Origin of the sequence: Sphingomonas sp. HITSZ_GF (genome assembly GCF_029543155.1) — a bacterium.
Taxonomy (GTDB): domain Bacteria; phylum Pseudomonadota; class Alphaproteobacteria; order Sphingomonadales; family Sphingomonadaceae; genus Sphingomonas.
This window is the reverse complement of the sequence record NZ_JARQXA010000002.1, coordinates 430,303-450,648: the sequence shown is the minus strand read 5'-3', so window position 1 is coordinate 450,648 and position 20,346 is coordinate 430,303. Positions and strand designations below refer to the sequence as shown.

Below are 20,346 nucleotides of genomic sequence, written 5' to 3'. Positions count from 1 at the left end.
CGTCCTATATCGTCGGGATGAGCATCCCGTCCGATCCGCGTAGCTACATCTATCGCGACAGCCTCGATCCCGAGACCGCCGCGAAGCTCACCGCCGAAGCGCTGGCCAGCGCCGAGGATGGCGAGCTCTATCTGCAATATCGCAAGACCGAGGCGTTCGGCTTCGACGATGGCCGGCTGAAGACCGCCTCGTTCGACACCCAGTCGGGCTTCGGCCTGCGCGCCGTCTCAGGCGAGACCACCGCCTTTGCCCATGCCAACGAGATCTCGCCCGCCGCGATCCGCCGCGCCGCGGAGACGATGGCGCTGATCGAGCCGGGCAAGGCAGGCAAGGCGGCGGCGCCCCAGGGCAACAACCGCCATCTCTATACCCATCAGGATCCGCTCGACCTGGTGCCCTTCGCCGACAAGGTGAATCTCTGCCAGTCGATCGATGCGGCGGCCCGGGCGCGCGATCCGCGCGTCGCGCAGGTCTCGGTAGGGCTCACCGGCTCGTGGAGCGTGGTCGAGATCGTCCGGCCGGACGGCTTCATCGCCACCGATATCCGACCGCTCGTCCGCCTCAACGTCTCGATCGTGGTCGAGCAGAACGGCCGGCGCGAGACCGGGAGCTTCGGCCTGGGCGGGCGCACGCTCTACGACAATCTGTTCGAGCCGCAGACCTGGAACCGCGCGATCGACGAGGCGCTGGCCCAGGCCTTGGTCAATCTCGACGCGATCGATGCGCCGGCAGGCGACATGACCGTGCTGTGCGGCCCGGGCTGGCCCGGCGTGCTGCTGCATGAAGCGGTCGGCCACGGGCTCGAGGGCGATTTCAACCGCAAGGGCACCTCGGCCTTTTCCGGCCGCATCGGCGAGCGTGTCGCCGCGCCGGGCGTCACCGTGGTCGATGACGGCTCGCTGATGGACCGCCGCGGCTCGCTGTCGATCGACGACGAAGGCACGCCGACGCGCGAGACGATCCTGATCGAGGACGGCATTCTCAAGGGCTATATGCAGGACCGGCTCAACGCCCGGCTGATGGGCGTCGACCCTACCGGCAATGGCCGCCGCGAATCGTTCCAGCACGCGCCGATGCCGCGGATGACCAACACCTTCATGAAGGGCGGCAACGACGATCCGGCCGAACTGCTCGCCCGCGTCAAGAAGGGCATCTACGCCAAGTCGTTCGGCGGCGGCCAGGTCGACATCGTCTCGGGCAAGTTCGTCTTCTCCTGCACCGAGGCCTATCTGATCGAGAACGGCAAGCTCGGTGCGCCGATCAAGGGCGCGACGCTGATCGGCGACGGCCCGACCGTGCTGGGCCGGGTCACCGGCATCGGCAACGATTTCGCGCTCGACGAAGGCGTCGGCATGTGCGGCAAGGGCGGGCAGAGCGTTCCGGCCGGTGTCGGCCAGCCGACCCTGCTGGTCGAGGGGCTGACGGTGGGCGGTACCGCGGCTTAAGGTATCAGTAGCCTGAGATCAGCATATCCAGCGCATTTGCCACGACATATTGTTGATCGATGGCGGAAGCGATGCGGTGTCCAAGCGCGCCGGACGGAATCGCGGCCGCGAAATGGGTTAGCATCAGCATTTCGTTACCTGCGATATCGAGTAAGGGATTTAATCTTCGATCTACCTGAACCGCATCATCGGGATAGACGAGCGGCACCACGAACCGGGTGTTGAGGCGGTTAAGCAAGTCGCTTTGGCAATCGAGTAAGATCGATCCGTCGTCCGAACGGTAAACGTCGAACTTGGCCATCAGAACATTCGGTACTTGGCGAGGGGAAGGCCGTGCTTCTCAACCCAGGCGTTGTTTGCCTCGATCCATTCGCGATTCTCTTCCTGCCATTGCCGGTCGCGTTCGCCCCTCGCCGCATCGCGCAACGCCGCCTCGCAGATCTGCGAGAGGTTGAGGCCCGCCTCGCGTGCCGCGGCGACCACGCCGGTATCGAGCGAGAGGTTGACAGCCTTGCGCTTGCCGGAGGAAAGAGCATCATGCTTCATGCGCAGAAATTATGCGCATGGGTAATGCGCGTCAATGGAGTCGGCATGACCCTCCCCGAGCTCGACTGGCCCCGCTGGCGCGAGACCGCGCAGCACCTGCATCTGATCACCCAGATCATCGGCAAGGTCCGCCTCGCGCAGACGCCTTGGCTCAACCATAGCTGGCATGTGGTGCTCTATCCCACCGCCTGGGGCCTCACTACCGGCCCGGTGCCCTGCACCGAGGCGACGCTGCAGCTCGATCTCGATCTCCAGGCGAGCGAACTCCGCCTTTCCACCGATCAGGGCGGCGAGGGCTGCCTGCCGCTCGGGCCGGGCAGCATCGCCGATTTCCACGCCACGCTGATGGCCGCGCTCGCTGCGCTGGGCACGCCGGTGGCGATCAACGGCATGCCCAGCGAGATTCCGGACGCGATTCCCTTCGCAGAGGATACCGCCGCGCGCGCCTGGGATGCCGAGGCGGTGCGCGATTTCCACCGGGCGCTGCTCTGGATCGACCGGGTCTTCCAGCAGTTCCGCACCGGCTTTCTCGGCAAGGCGAGCCCGGTGCATTTCTTCTGGGGCAGCTTCGATCTGGCGGTCACCCGCTTCTCGGGTCGCACCGCGCCGAAGCATCCTGGCGGCTTTCCCGGCCTGCCCGATGCCGTGACCTGCGAAGCCTATAGTCATGAAGAGGCCAGCGCCGGCTTCTGGCCGGGCAGCGACACATTCCCCAAACCTGCCTTCTATGCCTATGGCTATCCCGCGCCGGCGGGGTATGCCGAGGCCAAGGTGCCGGCGCCTGCCTGGTTCGACGCGAGCCTGGGCGAATGGCTGCTCGAGTATGATGCCGTCCGCACCGCCGCGGATCCGCGGGCGATGCTGCTCGGCTTTCTCCACGCTAGCTATGACGCCGCCGCCGATCTCGGCGATTGGGACCGCGCGCATCTCGAATGCGAGCCCGGCGTGCCGCGCCGGCCGCGCGCGGTCTAGCGATGGCCAAGTTCTTCGAATCGATCGATGCGGAGCGGGCGGACTTCATCGCGCGCGCGCCGATGTTCTTCGTCGCCACCGCCGCGGTGGAGGGGCGGATCAATCTCAGCCCCAAGGGCATGGACAGCTTCCGCGTGCTCGGGCCGAACCGCGTCGCCTGGCTCGATGTCGCGGGCTCGGGCAACGAGACGCATGCCCATCTGGTGGCGGACGGGCGCATCACGGTGATGTTCTGCGCCTTCGAGAATCCGGCGCTGATCCTGCGCCTCTATGGCCGCGCCGTGCCGGTGCTGCCCCAGGACGAAGGCTGGGCGGCGCTGGAGCCGCATTTCGCATTGCTGCCCGGCACGCGCCAGATCTTCGACATGGTGGTGGAGAGCGTGCAGACCGCCTGTGGCTGGGGCGTGCCGCACATGCACTTGGAGCGCGAACGCGACACGCTCAACAAATATAATCTGAGCCAGGGCAGGGAAGCGCGCTTCGCCAAATATGCGGTACGCACCCACAGCATCGACGGATTGCCCGTCCGTACGCCCACGCGGGAGCCGCGCTGATGGCATTGGTGGAGGTCGGCCGTTTCGACCGGCAACTCGCCTATATCGTCCAGGGCCGGCTGGAGGACGAGGGCATCCCCAGCTTCGTGTTCGATGCCGGCACCAGCATCGCCGACGGCTCCTATCTGCTCATCCCGGTGCGGGTGATGGTGGACGACGAGGATGTCGAGGCGGCGCGTGCGATCCTCGACGCGGCGGGCTAAAGCGGGTCGGCGACGGCCGGGCCGCCGCCGCGGCGAGCCTCAGACGACGACCTTGACCGGCACCGTGGCGACCGTGGTCTTGCCGCACAGGATCGAGACTGCCTTATAGGCCCGCAGCGCGTTCTTGATCTCGCCCTTCACTGCCTGCTTCATCACCACCGGACCGGAAATGCCGCTCGGTGGCGTGGCGATGAATTCGACGATCTGCGTGGGCGGCTGCATCTTGTTCAGCGCCACCGGCTTGATCGTCAGTGTCCAGCCCGTCGACGGCACCGTTGCCACCCCGGTGATGAAGAGTGTGGGCGGGCCGGGCGGCTGCAGGTTGAGCGTCGCCTTCCAGCTGGAGGTCTTGATCCGCGCACAGGCATTGGCCGCCGCCGGGGCCTTTTCGGCGGCCGGTCGCGGGATATCCGCGCCCAATGCCATGCCGCCGACCGACAGCGTCGAAATCAAGGCGATGCTTCGAAAGACGATAGAGCGCATGATGGTTCCTCCCCGCGAGTCGCGATGAAGTAAAGCTGCTCCTATCTTCGGGATAGTCAAACGGCTTCCACTCCGAAACGGATGGGGTGGGAAGTTAACTCGCGATCCATGTGCGATGCCGTTATTTGCGCGACAAGTAGAGTCCGATTTCGATACTTGGTCAGATCATCCCAGCAACAGCGCCGTCGCCTTCTTTGCGATCGCGATCAGTTCGGCGCGCGGCGTGCCGGCGCGGGCGCGGGTGCTCAGCGAATGGATCACCGACGAGGCGATCTGCGCATCGCCGCGTGGGTCCGTGCTGCCGGCCTGCACCATCAGCTTTTCGATCCACCCGTCCTGCAGCGCGACGAACGCCGCCAGCGCCGCGCGGATGTCGGGATCGGTCACTGCCTCGGTCGCCGCGGTATTGACCGCGATGCAGCCCGAGGGCCCGTCCTCGCCGGTCAGAAAGCCTTCGAGCGCGCCGAGGAACAGCGCCTTGAGCATCTTTTCGGGCGGATAGGCGGCCGCGTGCAGCGCCGCGAAAGTCGCATCGACGCCAGCATGGGTGCGGGCGAGCCCCGCCAGGTACAGCGCCTTCTTGTCGCCGAACGCGGCATAGAGGCTCGGCCGGTTCACCCCGGTCGCTTCGGCCAGGTCGTCGAGCGAGGTGTTCGAATAGCCGAGCGTGCGGAAGCGCTCCATCGCGCCCTTCAGCACCTGGCCCTCGTCGAACTTGCGCGGCCGTCCGCGTCCGCGATGCGTTATTTTTGTATCGGTTCGCATGAAATTCCTTGACCCGGGTATTTTTGTGCGAGACCGTACAAAAATACAAGGGAGACTCGCGATGAAGCTCTATTTCAGTCCGCTTGCCTGCTCGCTCGCTGCGCGCATCGCGCTGGAAGAGGCCGGGCTCGATGCCGAATATGTCCAGGTGCCCAAGGACCTGCGCCTGCCCGACGGCCGCGATTTCACCGAGATTTCGCCGATGGGCTATGTTCCCGCGATCGAGACCGCGAACGGCTTCGTCCTCACCGAAGGTCCCGCGGTGCTCACCTATATCGCCGAGCTGGCGCCCGAGGGATCGCTCAGCTTCACCGGCTTTTCCGATGCGCATTACCGGATGCTCGCCTGGTTGAACTTCGTCAGCACCGAGCTGCACAAGGCGGTGTACATGCCGATCCTCGGCAAGGGCTATGCGGAGGCCGAGCAGGTGGCGGCACGCGCGCGCCACGCGCGTCCCTTCGCAGTGCTGTCGAGGCATCTCGAGGGACGCGAATATCTCGACGATCGCTTCACGGTGGCGGACGCCTATCTGCTCGCGGTGCTCAACTGGTCCGAATTCGCCAAGGTGCCGCTGGCCGACTGGCCGGTGCTGCTCGCCTATCGCGAGCGCGTCCGCGCCCGCCCGGCGGTGGCGCGGGCGATGGCCGCCGAATGGCCGCTGCGCAAGGCCGCCTGACTCCCTTCGAGGCTCCGGGCGCGGCCGCATCGTCGCCGCTCCCGCCACACCTGCCCCTTCCGCCCCATCCTCGCATGGCGTGCGGGAGGGGCATTTTTGTTGAAATTGCGCGAATCGCTGGGGTACGCCTGTGGCATGCCCGCCACCATCTCCTGCGATGTCGCCATTGTCGGGGGTGGGCTTGCCGGCGGATTGATCGCGCTGGCGCTGCGCCGGCGGCGTCCCGATGTCGATATCCGCATCGTCGAGGGCGGCAGCCGGATCGGCGGCAACCATCTCTGGTCCTTCTTCGCCAGCGACGTGGCACCCGCGGATCGCTGGCTGACCGCGCCTTTGATCTGCCATGGCTGGCGCAGCTATGACGTCGCCTTTCCCGAAGTCGCGCGGACGCTGCGGCAGGGCTATTATTCCATCGAGTCCCGGCGGCTCGATCAGGTCGTCCGCGCCGATCTGCCCGAACATGCGGTGATGACTCGGCGCAAGGTGCTCGCCGCCAGCCCCACCGCGGTGGTCCTCGCCGATGGCGACCGGATCGAGGCCAAGGGCGTGATCGATTGCCGCGGCCCGGCCGACATGGCGGCGCTGCGCTACGGCTGGCAGAAGTTCTACGGCCGCGAGCTGCAGCTTGCCGAAGCGCATGGGCTCGAGCGTCCGATGATCATGGATGCGCGGGTCGAGCAGCTCGACGGCTATCGCTTCGTCTATGCGCTGCCGTTCAGCGCCACCTGCGTCTTCGTCGAGGATACCTATTACAGCGATACTCCCGATCTCGATCCGCCGGCGCTGGGAAGCCGTATCGAAGGCTATACGCAGGCACAGGGCTGGCACGTCGATCGTGTGGTGCGGGAAGAGGGCGGCGCGCTGCCGGTGGTGATGGGCGGCGATTTCGAAGCCTATTGGCAGGCCGGCGGCAACAAGGTCGCCAAGGCGGGCGCGCGCGCCGGCCTGTTCCATCCGCTCACCAGCTACAGCCTGCCCGATGCGGTGCGCACTGCCGTGCTGGTCTCGGCGGCGAGCGACCTGAGCGGCGCGGCGCTCCACCGGCTGCTCCACGATTTCGCCAGGTCGACATGGCGCCGCCGCCGCTTCTATCGCATGCTCGCGGCCATGTTGTTCAAGGCCGCCGAACCCCAGGAGCGATACCGCATTCTCCAGCGTTTCTACCGGCTCGATCCCCAGCTGATCGGGCGTTTCTATGCCGGGCATTCCACCCTGTTCGACCAGCTCCGCCTCGTCTCGGGCAAGCCGCCCGTGCCCGTAGGCCGCGCCGTCTCGGCGATCCGGGAGTCGTTCCGGTGAAGCGCGCGGCAGTGGTCGGCGCGGGCATCGGCGGGCTGGCGCTCGCGATCCGGCTGCAATCGGCGGGCGTCGATACGGTGGTGCTGGAGGCGCGCGACAAGCCCGGCGGCCGCGCCTATTATTGGGAGAAGCCAACCGAAGCCGGCACCTTCACCTTCGATGCCGGCCCCACCGTGATCACCGCGCCCGACGTGCTCGAGGAGCTGTGGCAGCTCTCGGGCCGCCGCATGGCCGACGATGTGAAGCTCAAGCCGGTCACGCCCTTCTACCAGCTCTCCTGGCCCGACGGCACGCGCTTCAACTATTCCAATGACGATCATGCGCTCGCCGCCGAGATCGCGCGATTGGAGCCGCAGGACGTCGCCGGCTATGGCCGCTTCCTCGAATATGCCGCGGGGGTGTACGAGGAAGGCTATGTGAAGCTCGGTCATGTCGCGTTCCAGGACGTGATGTCGATGGTCCGCGCCGCGCCCGCGCTGGCCAAATATGGTGCCTGGCGCTCGGTCTATGCCAAGGTCGCCAGCTTCATCCGCAACGAGAAGCTCCGCCAGGCCTTTTCCTTCCACACTTTGCTCGTCGGCGGCAATCCGATGACGGCGAGCTCGATCTACGCGCTGATCCACCAGCTAGAGCGCAAGGGCGGGGTCTGGTGGGCCGAAGGCGGCACCAACCAGCTGGTCGCGGCGATGGTCCGCCAGTTCGAGCGGCTGGGCGGCACGCTGCGGCTCGGCGATCCGGTGGCGCGCATCGATACGCTCGGCGATCTGGTCACCGGCGTGCGGACGATGGGAGGCTATGAGGCGCAGGTCGATGCCGTCGCCTGCAATGCCGATGTGGTCCACAGCTATCGCGATCTGCTCAAGGGCTCGCGTTCCAGCCAGCGTGCGGCGCAGAGCCTGCAGCGCAAGCGCTTCTCGCCTTCGCTGTTCGTCGTCCATTTCGGCGTGCGCGGGACCTTTCCCGACATCCCCCACCACTCGATCCTGTTCGGCCCGCGCTACCAGGGGCTGCTCGCCGACATTTTCGACAATGGCGTGCTGAGCGAGGATTTCTCGCTCTATCTCCACCATCCGAGCGCCAGCGATCCCGCGATGGCGCCCGAAGGGCACTCGACCTTCTACGCGCTCTGCCCGGTGCCGCATCTCGGCAAGTTTCCCGCCGATTGGGACGAGATCGCGCCGGTGCTGGAAGAGCGAATCCTGGCCGAGGTCCAGCGCCGGCTGATCCCGGACCTCAAGGACCGGATCGTCACCCGCTTCAGCTATGCCCCGCCGAACTTCCGCGAGGATCTCGCCGCGCATCTCGGCTCGGCCTTCAGCCTGGAGCCGATTCTGACGCAAAGCGCCTGGTTCCGCACGCACAACCGCGACGACGCGATCCACAACCTCTTCTTCGTCGGTGCCGGCACCCATCCGGGCGCGGGCATTCCCGGCGTGGTCGGCAGCGCCAAGGCGACGGCGGCGCTGATGCTCGGGGATGGCAAGTGATCGACTTGCCCCGGCGCGCGTTCTGGCCGAAGGCGGGCCGGACCATGCATATCGGAAAGAGCAGCACATGAAGCGCGTCGCAGTCTATTGCGGTTCGGCCACTCCGGCCGATCCCGTCTATATCGAGGCCGCGCGCCATGTCGGCCGCACGCTGGCCGAGCGCGGCATCGGCGTCGTCTATGGCGGCGGCAAGCTGGGGCTGATGGGCGCGGTGGCGGATTCGGCGCTCGAAGCCGGCGGCGAAGTGATCGGCATCATCCCCGAGCTGCTGGTCAATGCCGAAGTCGCGCATCGCGGCTGCACCGAGCTGCACGTCGTCAAGACGATGCACGAGCGCAAGGCGCGCTTCACCGACATCGCCGACGGCTTCATCAACCTGCCGGGCGGCACCGGCACGATGGACGAATTGTGGGAAGCGATGAGCTGGGCGCAGCTCGGCTATCACACCGATCCGGTCGGCCTGCTCAACATCGCCGGCTATTATGACAAGCTCGTCGATTTCTGGGTGCATATGGGCAAGGTCGGCTTCGTTCGCCCGCAGCATCAGAACATGCTGATCGTCGACACCACGCTCGAAGGGCTGCTCGACAAGATGGGCGCGGCCAAGCCGATCGAGACGATCGTCCAGATGAAGCGCGGCGACCTTTGAGTTCCGCGCTTCCTTCGCGCGCCGCGATCGTCGCGACGGCGCAGGAAGCGATCGCGCGTGGTTCGGGCAGTTTCTCTGCCGCCAGCAAGTTGTTCGATCGGCGGACGCGCGAGCGGGCCTGGCTGCTCTACGCCTGGTGCCGCGCCTGCGACGATCTTGCCGATGGCCAGGATCACGGGTTCGAGGGCGGCGAGGCGGATGCCCGCGCCGGCCTCGCCCGCATCCGCCTGCTCACCGAAGCGGCTTTGGCCGGGCAGTGGGTCGGCGATCCGGCCTTCGATGCGCTGCGCATCGTCGCAGCCGAAGCCAGGCTGCCGCACCGCTATATCTGGGATGTGGTCGAGGGCTTTGCGCTCGATGCAGCCGAATGGGGGCCGCGCCATGAGGCCGATCTCTACCGCTATTGCTATCACGTCGCCGGGGCAGTCGGCTGCCTGATGGCGGTGATCATGGGCGTCGCGCCAGAGGACGAAGCGACGCTCGATCGTGCCTGCGACCTCGGCATCGCCTTCCAGCTCGCCAATATCGCGCGCGACATCGAGGCCGACGACCGGATGGGCCGCTGCTATCTGCCCGACGACTGGCTGACCGAGATGGACATCCCGCCGGGACAGCACATGAAGCCGCCCTTCCGCCCGCGGCTGGTGGTGCTCGCCGGCCGGCTGACCCAAGGCGCCGCCGACTATGCCGAAAGCGCGCGGCTCGGCACGCCGGCGCTCGGCTTCCGTTCGGCCTGGGCGGTGCTCGCCGCGGCCGGCATCTATGGCGATATCGCGAAGAAGGTCGCGGCGCGCGGCGAGCATGCCTGGGATCACCGGGTGAAGACCTCGGCGTTCGAGAAGCTCGGCTGGATCGTCCGCGCGAAATGGCAGGCCCTGCGCCGGAAGGACCTGTATCCGGCCGCTCCGCGCGATCCCGAACTCTGGTCGCGCCCCCGCTAGGCCGGGCGCGCGATCCCCGAAACGACCACGCCGGCCAGAAACGGTGCGACAACGGCGGCGACCTGCATCCACAAGGGGTGCGGACTCATCAGGCTGGTCGCCAGCGCATAGCCGATCCCGGCCAGCGCAACGATCCAGCCGCTCACCGGCCATTCGCCCACGCGAACAGCCGCTACACCACCGGCCAGCGCACCGAGCGCCCAGCCGCCAACGGTCGCCGCCTGGGGCGTATCGGCAATAAAGCTGTCGGGAAGGGCGTAGCGTGCGCCCAGCCAGTTCAGGCCCAGTACGACACCGGCGCCCACCGCCAGTCCGATGATCACGCCAAGCAGCTGCTTCATCCCGCTTCCCCCCGGAACAGTTTCGCATCTGCAATATAATTGAAACGGGCAGGGGGTGCTAGCGGCCTTTGCCGTCCGGTTTCGGGGCGGTCTGGCGCGCGATTTCGGGAGTCTGGCGCTGGCAGGCGCCGGTGATCACCGGAAAATCCAGGTCCATATTGCGGCGCAGCGCGTCGGTCATCGCCTCCTGGCAACTCGCATAGCTGGTATAGCGCGCCGGCTCGATCCGCGCCTGCCGGCAGTCGAGATTGTCGTCGCTGCAACCCATGATCGCCAGCAGATAGAAGACCTGGTCCATCGCCGCCTCCTTCCAAAGGTTAACAACGGACGCGGCGGTCAAGCGTTGCATCGCGGCGCCAGGCGCCCCAAATTTAGCGGCAATGGCTTCCAAACCCGATGCACCCGCCGGCGAGCGCCCGATGCTCGCGACATTGCGGCGCTTCCTTCCCTATCTCTGGCCGGCCAACGCGCCGGGGCTGCGCGTGCGCATCGTCATCGCGCTCGGGCTCGTCGTGGTGTCCAAGCTGGTGCAAGTCTATGGCGCGCCGTTCGCACTGCAGGGCGCGATCGATACGATGGCGAAGCCTGCAGGCGTGCCCAATGCGACGGTATTGGTGACGCTGCTGGTGATCGGCTATGCGGCGGCGCGGCTTGGCACGGTGGTGTTCGACAATCTGCGCAACGCGGTGTTCGAGCGCGTCGGCCAGGACGCAACCCGCCGCCTGGCTGCCGACGTCTTCCGTCATCTTCACCAGCTGAGCCTGCGTTTCCATCTCGAGCGCCGCACCGGCGCAATCACCAAGGTGGTCGAGCGCGGCACCAAGAGCATCGACACGATGCTCTATTTCCTGCTGTTCAACATCGCCCCGACGATCCTCGAGCTCGCGCTGGTTATCGGCATCTTCTGGACACGCTACGGCGTGTGGCTGGTCGCCGGCACGCTGGCGATGGTGGTGCTCTACATTGCCTTCACGCGCTGGGTGACCGACTGGCGCTCGAAGCTGCGCGAGAAGATGAACGATCTCGACACCGGCGCCGTCGCGCATGCGGTGGATTCGCTGCTCAACTTCGAGACTGTGAAGTATTTCAACGCCGAGGAGCGCGAGGCGCGGCGCTACGAGAATGCCGTCACTGCCTATGCCCGCGCCGCGACCACCAGCGAGAACTCGCTCGCCTGGCTCAATATCGGCCAGGCAATGATCACCAACTTCATGCTCGGCGCCGGCATGGCGCTGGTGGTGTTCGGCTGGAGCAGCGGCAAGTTCACTGCGGGCGACGTGGTGCTGGTCTCGACGCTGCTCAGCCAGCTCTTCCGCCCGCTCGACATGCTCGGCTGGGTCTATCGCACCATCCGGCAAGGCGTGATCGACATGGGCTCGATGTTCGACCTGCTCGACAGTGCCGCGGAGGTGAAGGACGCGCCGAACGCCACGCCGCTCGCCATCGCGTCCGGCCATGTCCGCTTCGAGGGCGTGCATTTCGGCTATGACCCTGACCGCGAGATCCTGAAGGGCATCGATCTCGACATTCCGGCCGGCGCCACCGTCGCGGTGGTCGGCCCCTCGGGCGCCGGCAAGTCGACGCTCGCCCGGCTTATGTACCGCTTCTACGACGTCACCGGCGGGCGCATCACCATCGACGGCCAGGATATCCGCGAGGTGACGCAATCCTCGCTGCGCGCCGCGATCGGCATCGTCCCGCAGGACACGGTGCTGTTCAACGACACGATCGGCTACAACATCGCCTATGGCCGCGAAGGTGCCGGCGACGACGAGATCGCCGCGGCCGCGCGTGGCGCCGCGATCGCCGGCTTCATCCAGGCGCTGCCCCAGGGCTTCGAGACGCGCGTCGGCGAGCGCGGGCTCAAGCTGTCGGGTGGCGAGAAGCAGCGCGTCGCGATCGCGCGCACGCTGGTGAAGAACCCGCCGATCCTGATCCTCGACGAAGCGACCAGCGCGCTCGACAGCCGCACCGAGGCGGATATCCAGGCGACGCTCGAGGCGATCGAGCATGGTCGCACCACCATCGTCATCGCCCACCGGCTCTCCACCGTCGTCCATGCCGATCGCATCGTCGTGCTCGAGGCGGGTCGGGTGGCGGAGCAGGGCACCCACGCCCAGCTCTTGCGCAAGAACGGTCTCTATGCCGAGATGTGGGCGCGGCAGGCGCAGGAGCGCGAGGCCGAGGGCGGCGGAGAGGAAGTCCCCGCCGAATAGGAGGGGTGATGCTCTGGTTCCTGATTGCGCTGGCTCTGGTGGTGGCCGCGCTCATCCTCTGGTCCGCCTATGTCTCGCGCGGGGTCGAACGCTGGATCCCGATGGACGGGCGCCAGGTCGTCGTGCCGGGCGCGCGCATCCATGTCGTCGAGATGGGCCCGGCCGATGCGCCGGCGATCGTGATGATCCACGGCATCATGAGCCAGCTGCGCGTCTTCACCTATGCGCTGGCCGGCCGGCTGGCGAAGGATCACCGCGTCCTCGTGATGGACCGTCCCGGCTGGGGCTATTCGACGCGCACCGGCCCGCGGCTCGATCTTGCTGGCCAGGCCGATGCGATTGCCGCGGCGATCGCCGCGCTGGGGCTGGAGAAGCCGCTGCTCGTCGGCCATTCGATGGGCGGCGCGGTCAGCCTGGCGCTGGCGCTGCGCCATCCCGAGGCGGTGCGTGGCCTGGGCCTGATCGCACCGCTCACCCAGCCGATCGACGCCGCCCCGGCGCCGCTCAAGGGGCTGGTCGTGCCTGCGCCGCTCCGCCCGATCATCGCCTGGACGCTGGCGGTGCCGCTCTCGATGCGCACCGGCAAGGCGAAGACAGCCGAAGTCTTCGCGCCCGATGCGGTGCCCGAGGACTTTCCGATCAAGGCCGGCGGCGCGCTCGCCATCCGCCCGGCGAGCTTCCAGCAGGGCTGCTACGAGCTCGAAATGGCGCCCGAGGCGATCAAGGTCCAGGCGCCGCGCTATGGCGAAATCGTGCTGCCGGTCGCGATTCTCTATGGCCGCCAGGACGCGCTGCTCGATCCCGAGCTGCATGGCGGCAAGACCGCGAGCGCGGTGCAGCACGGCAAGGTCGACTATCTCGATGGCGGCCACATGCTTCCGGTGACGCATGTCGACGCCACCGAGGCCTGGCTGCGCACGCTCTGAGCTGTTGGAAATATAGCATCGGGATTGCGCAACATTGTTGCTGTGGGTCGGCGCGTATAACGATGCTTGGCGTGTACTTTGTGTACTTTGCGCCTTAGCTGCCGCCGATCTCCGCCGGCTGCGTCGTCCAGCCTAGCCGGGGGATGGTGATCGAGCGCTTGCCCGACAGGTCGGTGCGAGTGACGAACAGCTCGCGGCTCTCGATATATTGGAGCAGCCGGCGCACGCGGCCGAGCGAGCTGGTGCCATAGGTCGCGGCGATCTCGCCGTCGCTGGGGCAGGGGGCGCCTTCGCGCGCGGCGCGGGCGACGAGCAGGAACGGGCCGAGCATGTCGTCGGGCAGCGCGCGCGCCGCTTCTAGCGCCTGCGCCCATTCGGCATCGGGATCGCCGTGGATGCCCGCGCGCGCGGCCGAAAGCCGGCGGACAAAGGCGGAAAGGTCGAGCGGCGGCCGGGCGAGGCCGACCATCCGGCAGCGGACGAGGAAGTCCTGGTAGAGCACCGAAGGCGAGCGGAAGCTGCTTTCGCTGTCCGCCACGATGTCGCGCAGCACGTCGGCGATCTTGGCCGCGGCTTCCTCGGGATCGACTTCGGGCACTTCCTCGCGCGCCGGCACGCTCTTCGCCAGCGCCTCGAGCAGCCGGTCGCTGGCGAGTTGGGGCGGGGCAGCGGGCGTCGGCGGCGCCGGCGGCGTCCATTCGGGCTCGGCGGGCGCGAGCAGCAGGTCCTTGAGCTCGGCCGAGGGTGCCTCGGGCAGCGGCGTCAGCTTGGGGCTGCCGCTGCGCGCGCTGGTCTCCACCGCGCCGATCTGCACCGAGATCGGCCGGCGCGACACGGCGGGGCCGAGCGCGAGGAAATGGCCGCGCGCGAGGTCGCGGATCGCCTCGGCCTGGCGGCGCTCCATGCCGAGCAGATCGGCGGCGCGCGCCATGTCGATGTCGAGGAAGGTGCGCCCCATCAGGAAGTTCGAGGCCTCGGCCGCGACGTTCTTGGCGAGCTTGGCGAGGCGCTGGGTGGCGATCACGCCGGCCAGGCCGCGCTTGCGCCCGCGGCACATCAGGTTGGTCATCGCGCTGAGCGAGGCGCGGCGCACGTCCTCGGCGACTTCGCCGCCGCCCGAAGGCGCGAATAGTTGCGCCTCGTCGACCACGACAAGGGCGGGATACCAATGATCGCGCGGCGCATCGAACAGCGCGTTGAGGAAGGCCGCGGCGCATTTCATCTGTCCCTCGGCCTCGAGCCCTTCCAGGCTGAGCACGACCGACGCGCGATGCTCGCGGATGCGCGTGGCGAAGCGGGCGATCTCGCGCTCGCTATAGTCCGCCGCCTCGATCGAGATATGGCCGTACCGGTCGCTCAAGGTGACGAAGTCGCCCTCGGGATCGATGATCACCTGCTGGACATGGCCCGCGCTCTTCTCGAGCAGGCGGCGCAGCAGGTGCGACTTGCCCGACCCCGAATTGCCCTGGACGAGCAGACGCGTCGCCAGCAGCTCCTCGAGATCCATGGCGACGGAATCCCCCTTGCCGTCCACCCCCATGTCCACGCGTACCGTCATCGCGACTGCTTTGGCCGATGGCGGGCGCGGGGGGAAGCGCAGGGGCGGGAAAAATTGTGGGCGATACGCTTCCGAAACGCCGCCCGCCCCAATCCGTCATCCCGGCGGAAGCCGGGATCTCGTGCGGCTCCTTTCCCGCGCCTCCGCCTGAGATCCCGGCTTTCGCCGGGATGACGGCTATTTTGCGGGGGCAGCTAGTGCCTGAACCCCAGCAGCACGTTCCCCTCGGTCGAGAGATAGTTCTTCCGGTAATCGAAGCGCCGGCAGTCGGCGAAGATCAGCCAGTAATATTTCATCTGCTCGGACCACCAGTAGCCGGGGCAATGGTCCGCCTGCGCCTTGGTGGTGACGTCGGCCATCACCGCATAGCCATAGGCCGCCTTGTTCCATTGCTGCATCGCCCGGAAATGCCGGGCGACCAGCGCGCGCCATTCTTCCTTGCCGTCGAGCAGCCAGTGGTTGAACGCGGCATCGGCCAGCTCGGGGCGCAGCGCGTTGGTCTTGTAGGTCGGCGCGTCCTTTTCGGGGTCATAGCCCTCGGGCAGGATGCCGTACTTCGCCTGCACCTTGTCCCAGCTGCGCGTATAGGCCTCGCCGATCACGGGCTCGCCGCCCTGCGCGAGCAGCCCGCCATAGAAGGACGAAAGCTCGTCCTGCTCCCAGTTGATCCGCTTGCCGGTCTCGAAATCGACATCGACGAACCACAGGTCGCCGTTGAGCATTGCCTTCTGGTTCTCGAGGATCGCGGCGGTGCAGCTCTTGTACATGGTCAGGCAGTCGCGGTCGCCGAGCAGCTGCCAGCCGTCCCAGAGATATTCGTAATAGCTGTCGGAGGGCGGGCCGATCGTCGCGCGCCGGCTCTTCCATTCGCCGGTCATGCAGTCGATCGCGTCGGGGATCAGCCCGATGTCCGATCGCCGACCGAACAGCGCGACCATCGCCTTCTTCGCTGCCTTGAAATAGCGCGGATCGCCGGTCAGCCGGCTCAGCGTGCCGAACTCGGTGATGCAGCTGCCGATCTCGGCGGGGTTGGTCACCGGCCCGCGCACCGCCCCGGTCTTGAGGTTGACGTAGCGGTGCGGCAGCCCGATCGGCGAGGCGGTGAACGCCGGCATCAGCCGGTCGGTCAGGTCCTTGGCCTTGGCGAGCAGCAGCTTGTCGCCGCTCGCCAGGTGCGCCGAGAGCAGCCCGCCGACCAGCCGGATGATCGTCTCGAATACCGAGACTTCGCCGTCGATGTCGAAGCTCAGATTGGCATGGATCCAGTCGACGCCGTCCTTGAATTCGGCATCGAGCTCCATCAGCCACAAGGTGTCGAGCGCCTCGATCAGGCTGAGCCCGACATGCTGGCCCTTGATCGAGAAGCTCTCCGCGCCGCCCGAGACGGGCATGATCTGGTCCTTGCCCCAGGCCCGTTCGCGGTAGTTCTGCCAGGCCCAGCGCATGCTCTCGCGCACTTCGTCCGCCAGCTTGCGCCAGTCCTCCTTCGCTGCGCTCGCGGGAAGGGGGAGCAGCGCCGCGGCGCTGCCGGCGATCAGGCCGCGCCGGCCGATGCGGAAGGAAGTCATCCGCCAAGGCTAGGCGAGGGGCGGGACGCATGTAAACCGCTTGCCGCGCATTGCCGCCTCACGGATAGTCGGGCGGCAACAAGGGGGAGTGCAGATGCGCAGATCGGCATGGGCGCTGGCGGCGGTTTCGGTTTCGATCGCAAGCCCGGCAATGGCGCAGGGCGTCACGCTGGCGCGGGGCGAGGAAGTCGTGCTCGAGATCAGCGACGATGATCTTGCCGATGCCGCGCTCGGCCCGGCCAGCGCCACGCCGTTCGAAGTCGCGCTCGGCCGCCAGGTGGGCGGCGTGAAGCTGCCCGAGGCGCCGGTGACCCAGGGCCAGCCGATGCCGCACAACAGCGCATTGCCTGCTGCCCCCGTTCCCGTTGCCGGCCAGGCGCGCTTCCGCTTCCTGCCGGTGCCGGAGACCGGCGGCTCGCTGCTGATCATCCACAATGGCTATGCGAAGGCGCTGTCGTACCAGGCCAGGATCACCAGCAAGGGCAAGGCGCAGCCGACCGATGTCTGCCTCGTCGTGCCGGGCAAGCTCGGCGTGGAATATTGGCCATATGCGATCAGCGCCATAGAAGTGAGCGCGTTCAAGCTGGTCGATTGGAAGGCCGAGGACGGCGTTCCCTGCAAATAGCCTCGACTTTGGGGGGCACGCCCCGCTAACCGGCTCGGATGGCTTCCCCGACCGAGACCCTGCGCCGCATCTTCGGCTTCGACGCGTTCCGCGGCGTGCAGGAGCAGGTGGTGGCGCGCGTGCTGGCGGGCGATCGCACGCTGGCGGTGATGCCCACCGGTGCGGGCAAGTCGCTCACCTATCAGCTGCCTGCGGTGATGCTCGAGGGCACCTGCGTCGTCGTCTCGCCGCTGATCGCGCTGATGCACGACCAGCTGCGCGCCGCCGAGGCGGTGGGCATCCGCGCCGCGACGCTCACCTCGGTCGACGAGAACCGCGCCGAGACGATCGAGCGCTTCCGCGCCGGCGAGCTCGACCTGCTCTATGTCGCGCCCGAGCGCGCCTCGAACGAATATTTCCGCAACCTGCTCAGCCAGGCGAAGCTCAGCCTGTTCGCGATCGACGAGGCGCATTGCGTCTCCGAATGGGGGCATGATTTCCGCCCCGACTATCGCCTGCTACGCCCGCTGCTCGATCGTTTCCCCGACGTGCCGCGCCTCGCGCTCACCGCGACTGCCGACGCGCATACCCGCGCCGACATCCTCGAGCAGCTCGGCATTCCGCACGACGGGCTGATCGTCGCCGGCTTCGACCGGCCCAACATCCGCTATGCGATCACCCCGCGCGAGAACACCACGCGCCAGGTGATCGACCTGATCGCCGAGACGCCCGGCCCCGGCATCGTCTATGCCCAGACGCGTGCCGGGGTGGAGAAGCTCGCCGAGAAGCTGGCAGCGGAAACCGGCCGCCCGGTGCTGCCCTATCATGCCGGGCTCGATCCCGAGGTGCGCCGCCGCAACCAGGCCGCCTTCGTCGCCAGCGAAGACATGGTGATCGTCGCCACCGTCGCCTTCGGCATGGGCATCGACAAGCCCGATGTCCGCTTCGTCGCGCATGCCGGCCTGCCCAAGTCGATCGAGGCCTATTACCAGGAAACCGGCCGTGCGGGGCGCGACGGCGATCCGGCGGTGGCGCATCTCTTCTGGGGCGCCGATGATTTCGCCCGTGCCCGCCAGCGGATCGGCGAGGTCGAGCCCCAGCGCCAGGCGGGCGAGCGCGCGCGGCTGACCGCGCTGGGCGCGCTGGTCGAGACCGCGACCTGCCGCCGCCGCATCCTGCTCCGGCATTTCGGCGAGGAGCCGGCGGAGTCCTGCGGCAATTGCGACAATTGCCTGAGCCCGCCCGCGGCGATCGACGCGACGGTGACCGCGCAGAAATTCCTCTCCGCCGTGTTCCGCACCGGCATGATGTTCGGCGTCGGCTATATCGAGAGCATCCTGCTCGGCCAGTCGACCGACCGCAGCCTCTCGAACGGGCATGAGAGCCTGTCGGTCTTCGGCATCGTCGAGGGCGAGGAGGCGGCGCTGATCAAGCCGGTCGCCCGTGCGCTGCTGCTGCGCGACGCGCTGCGTGCCAACGAGCATGGCGGGCTCGAGTTCGGCCCCGAGGCCAAGGCGATCCTCAAGGGCGGCGCCACGGTCAGCTTCGTCCTGCCCCCCAAGCGCGAGCGCAAGCGGCGCGGCGGCGGCCGGGCAGGCGGCGAGAATCCGGTCGGCAACCCGTTGTTCGAGGCGCTGCGCGCCAAGCGCCGCGAGATCGCGCAGGAAACCGGGCTGCCGCCCTATGTCATCTTCCACGATTCGGTGCTGCGCGACATGGCGATGCTCAAGCCCGACAGCATCGCCCAGATGGCCAACATCTCCGGCGTTGGCGCGCGCAAGCTCGACGCCTATGGTGATGCCTTCCTGCAAGTGATCCGCGAGGCCGCGTGAAGCCCCTGTTCGCCAGCCTGCTCCTGCTCGCCGCCTGTGCGCCGCGGGCACCGGTGGAGGCGCCGGCGCCGGTCTCGGTCGAGATGATCGAATTTCGGGTGAGCAGCTGGGGCAAGCCTGTCTCGGAATGGCGTATCCAGCCGAGCGGAGCGGCGACCTACACCCATGCCGAAGGTCCCGGGCTGGGCACGCGGCTGGTCACGCGGAAGTTCGATGCCGGCCCACAGGGCTTCGCGCGCATCCGTACGTTGCTGGCGCCGGCCGAGGCAGTGATCGGCGCCCAGCCCGAATGCGGCGAGCGCTGGACCGATTTCCCCTATGGCTCGATCCGCTGGTACACCGGCCTGATCCAGCAGGGGATCGCCTTCGATCTCGGTTGCAAGAACCCCAGGCTCACGCCGATCCACGATGCGGTTGGCGCGGCCGAAAAGCAGATGGCGGACTGGTCGAAGACCGGGCAGATCATCGAAGACAAGGAGATGAACCCATGAACCTGCGCCGCGTCGACGACATCATCTCGGTCGCCCCCCAGATCGCCGCCGAGGATATCGCGCTGCTCGCCGAGCAGGGCTTCTCCTATGTGATCAACAATCGCCCCGACGAGGAGGAGATGGGCCAGCCCGCCGGCGACACGATCCGCGCTGCGGCGGAAGCGGCCGGGCTCGGCTATGCCGCGATCCCCGTCACCCATGCCGGCTTCTCCTCGACGCAGGTCGAGGCAATGGCGGCGGCGCTTGCCGACGCGAAGGGTCCGGTGCTCGCCTATTGCCGCTCGGGCACGCGCTCATGCAACCTCTGGGCACTGGCCGAGGCGTCGCGCGGCGGCGACCCTGTCGAGATCACCACCAAGGCCGCGCAGGCCGGCTATGACATCTCCGGCATCCGCCCGCTGCTCGATCAGCTATCGGGCAGGGCGTGAACCAGCTTTATATCTTCGCGGGCTCGCTCGGCTCGATCCTGTTCATGACGCTGGTCGCCTGGGCGCTCGGACTGGGCCGTGGCGCCGCGATCGCCAGCAGCGAGGAAGCGCGTGAGACCGCCGAGGCGATGATATCGGGCTTCGATGCCGGCGAGGCGCTGCTCGGCAGCGACGGCAAGGCCGCGCTCGTCCATGGCAAGGCCGGCGATGTCGCGCTGCTCAAGATGCACGGCGCCCGTGTTGCGGCGCGGCATCTGCGCCTGCCGCTCGCCAGCCGGCCCACGCCCGACGGCCTCCGTATCGACAGCGGCGACCGGCGCTTCGGCGCCGTGCTGCTCCGCGGCGTGACAGGCTACTGACAA

The 20,346-nt window shown here is 67.6% G+C and carries 24 protein-coding genes; 16 read left to right on the top strand and 8 right to left on the bottom strand.

Annotated elements, in window-relative coordinates; all coding sequences use genetic code 11:
• Positions 1 to 17: 17 nt before the first annotated feature.
• Positions 18 to 1,445: a metalloprotease TldD gene (tldD, locus tag P6144_RS07955; protein WP_277767199.1), complete on the top strand. Its 1,428-nt coding sequence runs from the start codon at positions 18 to 20 to the stop codon at positions 1,443 to 1,445.
• A 4-nt stretch (positions 1,446 to 1,449) separates the two neighbouring features.
• Here tldD and P6144_RS07950 read toward each other — a convergent pair whose 3' ends face one another.
• Both P6144_RS07950 and P6144_RS07945 read right to left on the bottom strand, forming a co-directional pair.
• Positions 1,450 to 1,746, bottom strand: a complete 297-nt coding sequence (locus P6144_RS07950; protein ID WP_277767198.1) for a CcdB family protein — start codon at positions 1,744 to 1,746, stop codon at positions 1,450 to 1,452.
• Complete coding sequence (locus P6144_RS07945) at positions 1,746 to 1,991, bottom strand: type II toxin-antitoxin system CcdA family antitoxin (protein WP_277767197.1); 246 nt, start codon at positions 1,989 to 1,991, stop codon at positions 1,746 to 1,748. Before P6144_RS07945 ends, P6144_RS07950 begins: the two co-directional genes overlap by 1 nt.
• Before the next feature lie 45 nt (positions 1,992 to 2,036).
• Between P6144_RS07945 and P6144_RS07940 the strand changes: the two genes are divergently transcribed.
• From P6144_RS07940 to P6144_RS07930, 3 genes are read left to right on the top strand one after another with little or no spacing between them, the layout of a single operon-like run.
• Positions 2,037 to 2,963: a DUF5996 family protein gene (locus P6144_RS07940; protein WP_277767196.1), complete on the top strand. Its 927-nt coding sequence runs from the start codon at positions 2,037 to 2,039 to the stop codon at positions 2,961 to 2,963.
• A 2-nt stretch (positions 2,964 to 2,965) separates the two neighbouring features.
• Positions 2,966 to 3,517: a pyridoxamine 5'-phosphate oxidase family protein gene (locus P6144_RS07935; RefSeq protein ID WP_277767195.1), complete on the top strand. Its 552-nt coding sequence runs from the start codon at positions 2,966 to 2,968 to the stop codon at positions 3,515 to 3,517.
• On the top strand, positions 3,517 to 3,720 hold the full coding sequence (locus tag P6144_RS07930; RefSeq protein WP_277767194.1) for a DUF2007 domain-containing protein: 204 nt from the start codon (positions 3,517 to 3,519) through the stop codon (positions 3,718 to 3,720). The genes P6144_RS07935 and P6144_RS07930 overlap by 1 nt, the downstream gene beginning before the upstream one ends.
• 39 nt (positions 3,721 to 3,759) lie before the next feature.
• On the opposite strand, the gene P6144_RS07925 is transcribed toward P6144_RS07930, so the two are convergent.
• Both P6144_RS07925 and P6144_RS07920 read right to left on the bottom strand, forming a co-directional pair.
• A complete protein-coding gene (locus P6144_RS07925) occupies positions 3,760 to 4,203 on the bottom strand; it encodes a hypothetical protein (RefSeq protein ID WP_277767193.1) in 444 nt (147 codons plus the stop codon).
• Positions 4,204 to 4,368: 165 nt separating this feature from the next.
• The gene (locus P6144_RS07920; RefSeq protein ID WP_277767192.1) at positions 4,369 to 4,968 is read right to left on the bottom strand and encodes a TetR/AcrR family transcriptional regulator; all 600 of its coding nucleotides are present in this window, start codon (positions 4,966 to 4,968) and stop codon (positions 4,369 to 4,371) included.
• Positions 4,969 to 5,029: 61 nt separating this feature from the next.
• On the opposite strand from P6144_RS07920, the gene P6144_RS07915 reads away from it, so the two are divergent.
• From P6144_RS07915 to P6144_RS07895, 5 genes are all read left to right on the top strand, one after another.
• Positions 5,030 to 5,644 (top strand): glutathione binding-like protein, encoded by a 615-nt coding sequence (locus P6144_RS07915; protein ID WP_277767191.1) that lies wholly within the window; start codon positions 5,030 to 5,032, stop codon positions 5,642 to 5,644.
• A 135-nt stretch (positions 5,645 to 5,779) separates the two neighbouring features.
• On the top strand, positions 5,780 to 6,943 hold the full coding sequence (gene crtY, locus P6144_RS07910; RefSeq protein WP_277767190.1) for a lycopene beta-cyclase CrtY: 1,164 nt from the start codon (positions 5,780 to 5,782) through the stop codon (positions 6,941 to 6,943).
• Complete coding sequence (locus P6144_RS07905; protein WP_277767189.1) at positions 6,940 to 8,430, top strand: phytoene desaturase; 1,491 nt, start codon at positions 6,940 to 6,942, stop codon at positions 8,428 to 8,430. The genes crtY and P6144_RS07905 overlap by 4 nt, the downstream gene beginning before the upstream one ends.
• Before the next feature lie 67 nt (positions 8,431 to 8,497).
• Positions 8,498 to 9,079: a TIGR00730 family Rossman fold protein gene (locus tag P6144_RS07900; protein WP_277767188.1), complete on the top strand. Its 582-nt coding sequence runs from the start codon at positions 8,498 to 8,500 to the stop codon at positions 9,077 to 9,079.
• Positions 9,076 to 10,020 (top strand): phytoene/squalene synthase family protein, encoded by a 945-nt coding sequence (locus P6144_RS07895; protein WP_277767187.1) that lies wholly within the window; start codon positions 9,076 to 9,078, stop codon positions 10,018 to 10,020. The genes P6144_RS07900 and P6144_RS07895 overlap by 4 nt, the downstream gene beginning before the upstream one ends.
• Here P6144_RS07895 and P6144_RS07890 read toward each other — a convergent pair.
• Entirely contained in the window at positions 10,017 to 10,361 is a 345-nt protein-coding gene (locus tag P6144_RS07890; protein WP_277767186.1) for a hypothetical protein, read from the bottom strand. The two genes, P6144_RS07895 and P6144_RS07890, sit on opposite strands and share 4 nt — an antisense overlap.
• A gap of 58 nt (positions 10,362 to 10,419) precedes the next feature.
• Positions 10,420 to 10,659: a hypothetical protein gene (locus P6144_RS07885; RefSeq protein WP_277767185.1), complete on the bottom strand. Its 240-nt coding sequence runs from the start codon at positions 10,657 to 10,659 to the stop codon at positions 10,420 to 10,422.
• Positions 10,660 to 10,741: 82 nt separating this feature from the next.
• Here P6144_RS07885 and P6144_RS07880 point away from each other — a divergent pair, with 82 nt between their 5' ends.
• Complete coding sequence (locus P6144_RS07880; RefSeq protein WP_277767184.1) at positions 10,742 to 12,577, top strand: ABC transporter ATP-binding protein/permease; 1,836 nt, start codon at positions 10,742 to 10,744, stop codon at positions 12,575 to 12,577.
• Positions 12,578 to 12,585: 8 nt separating this feature from the next.
• On the top strand, positions 12,586 to 13,503 hold the full coding sequence (locus P6144_RS07875) for an alpha/beta hydrolase (RefSeq protein WP_277767183.1): 918 nt from the start codon (positions 12,586 to 12,588) through the stop codon (positions 13,501 to 13,503).
• Positions 13,504 to 13,597: 94 nt separating this feature from the next.
• On the opposite strand, the gene P6144_RS07870 is transcribed toward P6144_RS07875, so the two are convergent.
• Together P6144_RS07870 and P6144_RS07865 are read right to left on the bottom strand one after the other, a co-directional pair.
• Complete coding sequence (locus tag P6144_RS07870; RefSeq protein ID WP_277767182.1) at positions 13,598 to 15,061, bottom strand: ATP-binding protein; 1,464 nt, start codon at positions 15,059 to 15,061, stop codon at positions 13,598 to 13,600.
• Between the two features lie 194 nt (positions 15,062 to 15,255).
• Positions 15,256 to 16,629, bottom strand: a complete 1,374-nt coding sequence (locus P6144_RS07865; protein ID WP_277767181.1) for a glycoside hydrolase family 47 protein — start codon at positions 16,627 to 16,629, stop codon at positions 15,256 to 15,258.
• A 94-nt stretch (positions 16,630 to 16,723) separates the two neighbouring features.
• On the opposite strand from P6144_RS07865, the gene P6144_RS07860 reads away from it, so the two are divergent.
• The 5 genes from P6144_RS07860 to P6144_RS07840 are packed head-to-tail and all read left to right on the top strand — an operon-like array spanning position 16,724 to position 20,343.
• Positions 16,724 to 17,254, top strand: a complete 531-nt coding sequence (locus P6144_RS07860) for a hypothetical protein (RefSeq protein ID WP_277767180.1) — start codon at positions 16,724 to 16,726, stop codon at positions 17,252 to 17,254.
• A gap of 38 nt (positions 17,255 to 17,292) precedes the next feature.
• Positions 17,293 to 19,065 carry a DNA helicase RecQ gene (gene recQ, locus P6144_RS07855; protein WP_277767179.1) on the top strand — a complete coding sequence of 591 codons (1,773 nt, stop codon included), beginning with the start codon at positions 17,293 to 17,295 and terminating at the stop codon, positions 19,063 to 19,065.
• A complete protein-coding gene (locus P6144_RS07850) occupies positions 19,062 to 19,556 on the top strand; it encodes a hypothetical protein (RefSeq protein ID WP_277767178.1) in 495 nt (164 codons plus the stop codon). The genes recQ and P6144_RS07850 overlap by 4 nt, the downstream gene beginning before the upstream one ends.
• Positions 19,553 to 19,984, top strand: a complete 432-nt coding sequence (locus tag P6144_RS07845) for a TIGR01244 family sulfur transferase (RefSeq protein WP_277767177.1) — start codon at positions 19,553 to 19,555, stop codon at positions 19,982 to 19,984. The genes P6144_RS07850 and P6144_RS07845 overlap by 4 nt, the downstream gene beginning before the upstream one ends.
• Positions 19,981 to 20,343, top strand: a complete 363-nt coding sequence (locus tag P6144_RS07840; protein ID WP_277767176.1) for a hypothetical protein — start codon at positions 19,981 to 19,983, stop codon at positions 20,341 to 20,343. The genes P6144_RS07845 and P6144_RS07840 overlap by 4 nt, the downstream gene beginning before the upstream one ends.
• Positions 20,344 to 20,346 lie beyond the last annotated feature (3 nt).

Coding starts and splice junctions, on each gene's coding strand:
- tldD (WP_277767199.1), top strand. CDS start 18: ATGAGCATCCCGTCCGATCCGCGTAGCTACATCTATCGCGACAGCCTC.
- P6144_RS07950 (WP_277767198.1), bottom strand. CDS start 1,746: ATGGCCAAGTTCGACGTTTACCGTTCGGACGACGGATCGATCTTACTC.
- P6144_RS07945 (WP_277767197.1), bottom strand. CDS start 1,991: ATGAAGCATGATGCTCTTTCCTCCGGCAAGCGCAAGGCTGTCAACCTC.
- P6144_RS07940 (WP_277767196.1), top strand. CDS start 2,037: ATGACCCTCCCCGAGCTCGACTGGCCCCGCTGGCGCGAGACCGCGCAG.
- P6144_RS07935 (WP_277767195.1), top strand. CDS start 2,966: ATGGCCAAGTTCTTCGAATCGATCGATGCGGAGCGGGCGGACTTCATC.
- P6144_RS07930 (WP_277767194.1), top strand. CDS start 3,517: ATGGCATTGGTGGAGGTCGGCCGTTTCGACCGGCAACTCGCCTATATC.
- P6144_RS07925 (WP_277767193.1), bottom strand. CDS start 4,203: ATGCGCTCTATCGTCTTTCGAAGCATCGCCTTGATTTCGACGCTGTCG.
- P6144_RS07920 (WP_277767192.1), bottom strand. CDS start 4,968: ATGCGAACCGATACAAAAATAACGCATCGCGGACGCGGACGGCCGCGC.
- P6144_RS07915 (WP_277767191.1), top strand. CDS start 5,030: ATGAAGCTCTATTTCAGTCCGCTTGCCTGCTCGCTCGCTGCGCGCATC.
- crtY (WP_277767190.1), top strand. CDS start 5,780: ATGCCCGCCACCATCTCCTGCGATGTCGCCATTGTCGGGGGTGGGCTT.
- P6144_RS07900 (WP_277767188.1), top strand. CDS start 8,498: ATGAAGCGCGTCGCAGTCTATTGCGGTTCGGCCACTCCGGCCGATCCC.
- P6144_RS07890 (WP_277767186.1), bottom strand. CDS start 10,361: ATGAAGCAGCTGCTTGGCGTGATCATCGGACTGGCGGTGGGCGCCGGT.
- P6144_RS07885 (WP_277767185.1), bottom strand. CDS start 10,659: ATGGACCAGGTCTTCTATCTGCTGGCGATCATGGGTTGCAGCGACGAC.
- P6144_RS07880 (WP_277767184.1), top strand. CDS start 10,742: ATGGCTTCCAAACCCGATGCACCCGCCGGCGAGCGCCCGATGCTCGCG.
- P6144_RS07875 (WP_277767183.1), top strand. CDS start 12,586: ATGCTCTGGTTCCTGATTGCGCTGGCTCTGGTGGTGGCCGCGCTCATC.
- P6144_RS07870 (WP_277767182.1), bottom strand. CDS start 15,061: ATGACGGTACGCGTGGACATGGGGGTGGACGGCAAGGGGGATTCCGTC.
- P6144_RS07865 (WP_277767181.1), bottom strand. CDS start 16,629: ATGACTTCCTTCCGCATCGGCCGGCGCGGCCTGATCGCCGGCAGCGCC.
- P6144_RS07860 (WP_277767180.1), top strand. CDS start 16,724: ATGCGCAGATCGGCATGGGCGCTGGCGGCGGTTTCGGTTTCGATCGCA.
- recQ (WP_277767179.1), top strand. CDS start 17,293: ATGGCTTCCCCGACCGAGACCCTGCGCCGCATCTTCGGCTTCGACGCG.
- P6144_RS07845 (WP_277767177.1), top strand. CDS start 19,553: ATGAACCTGCGCCGCGTCGACGACATCATCTCGGTCGCCCCCCAGATC.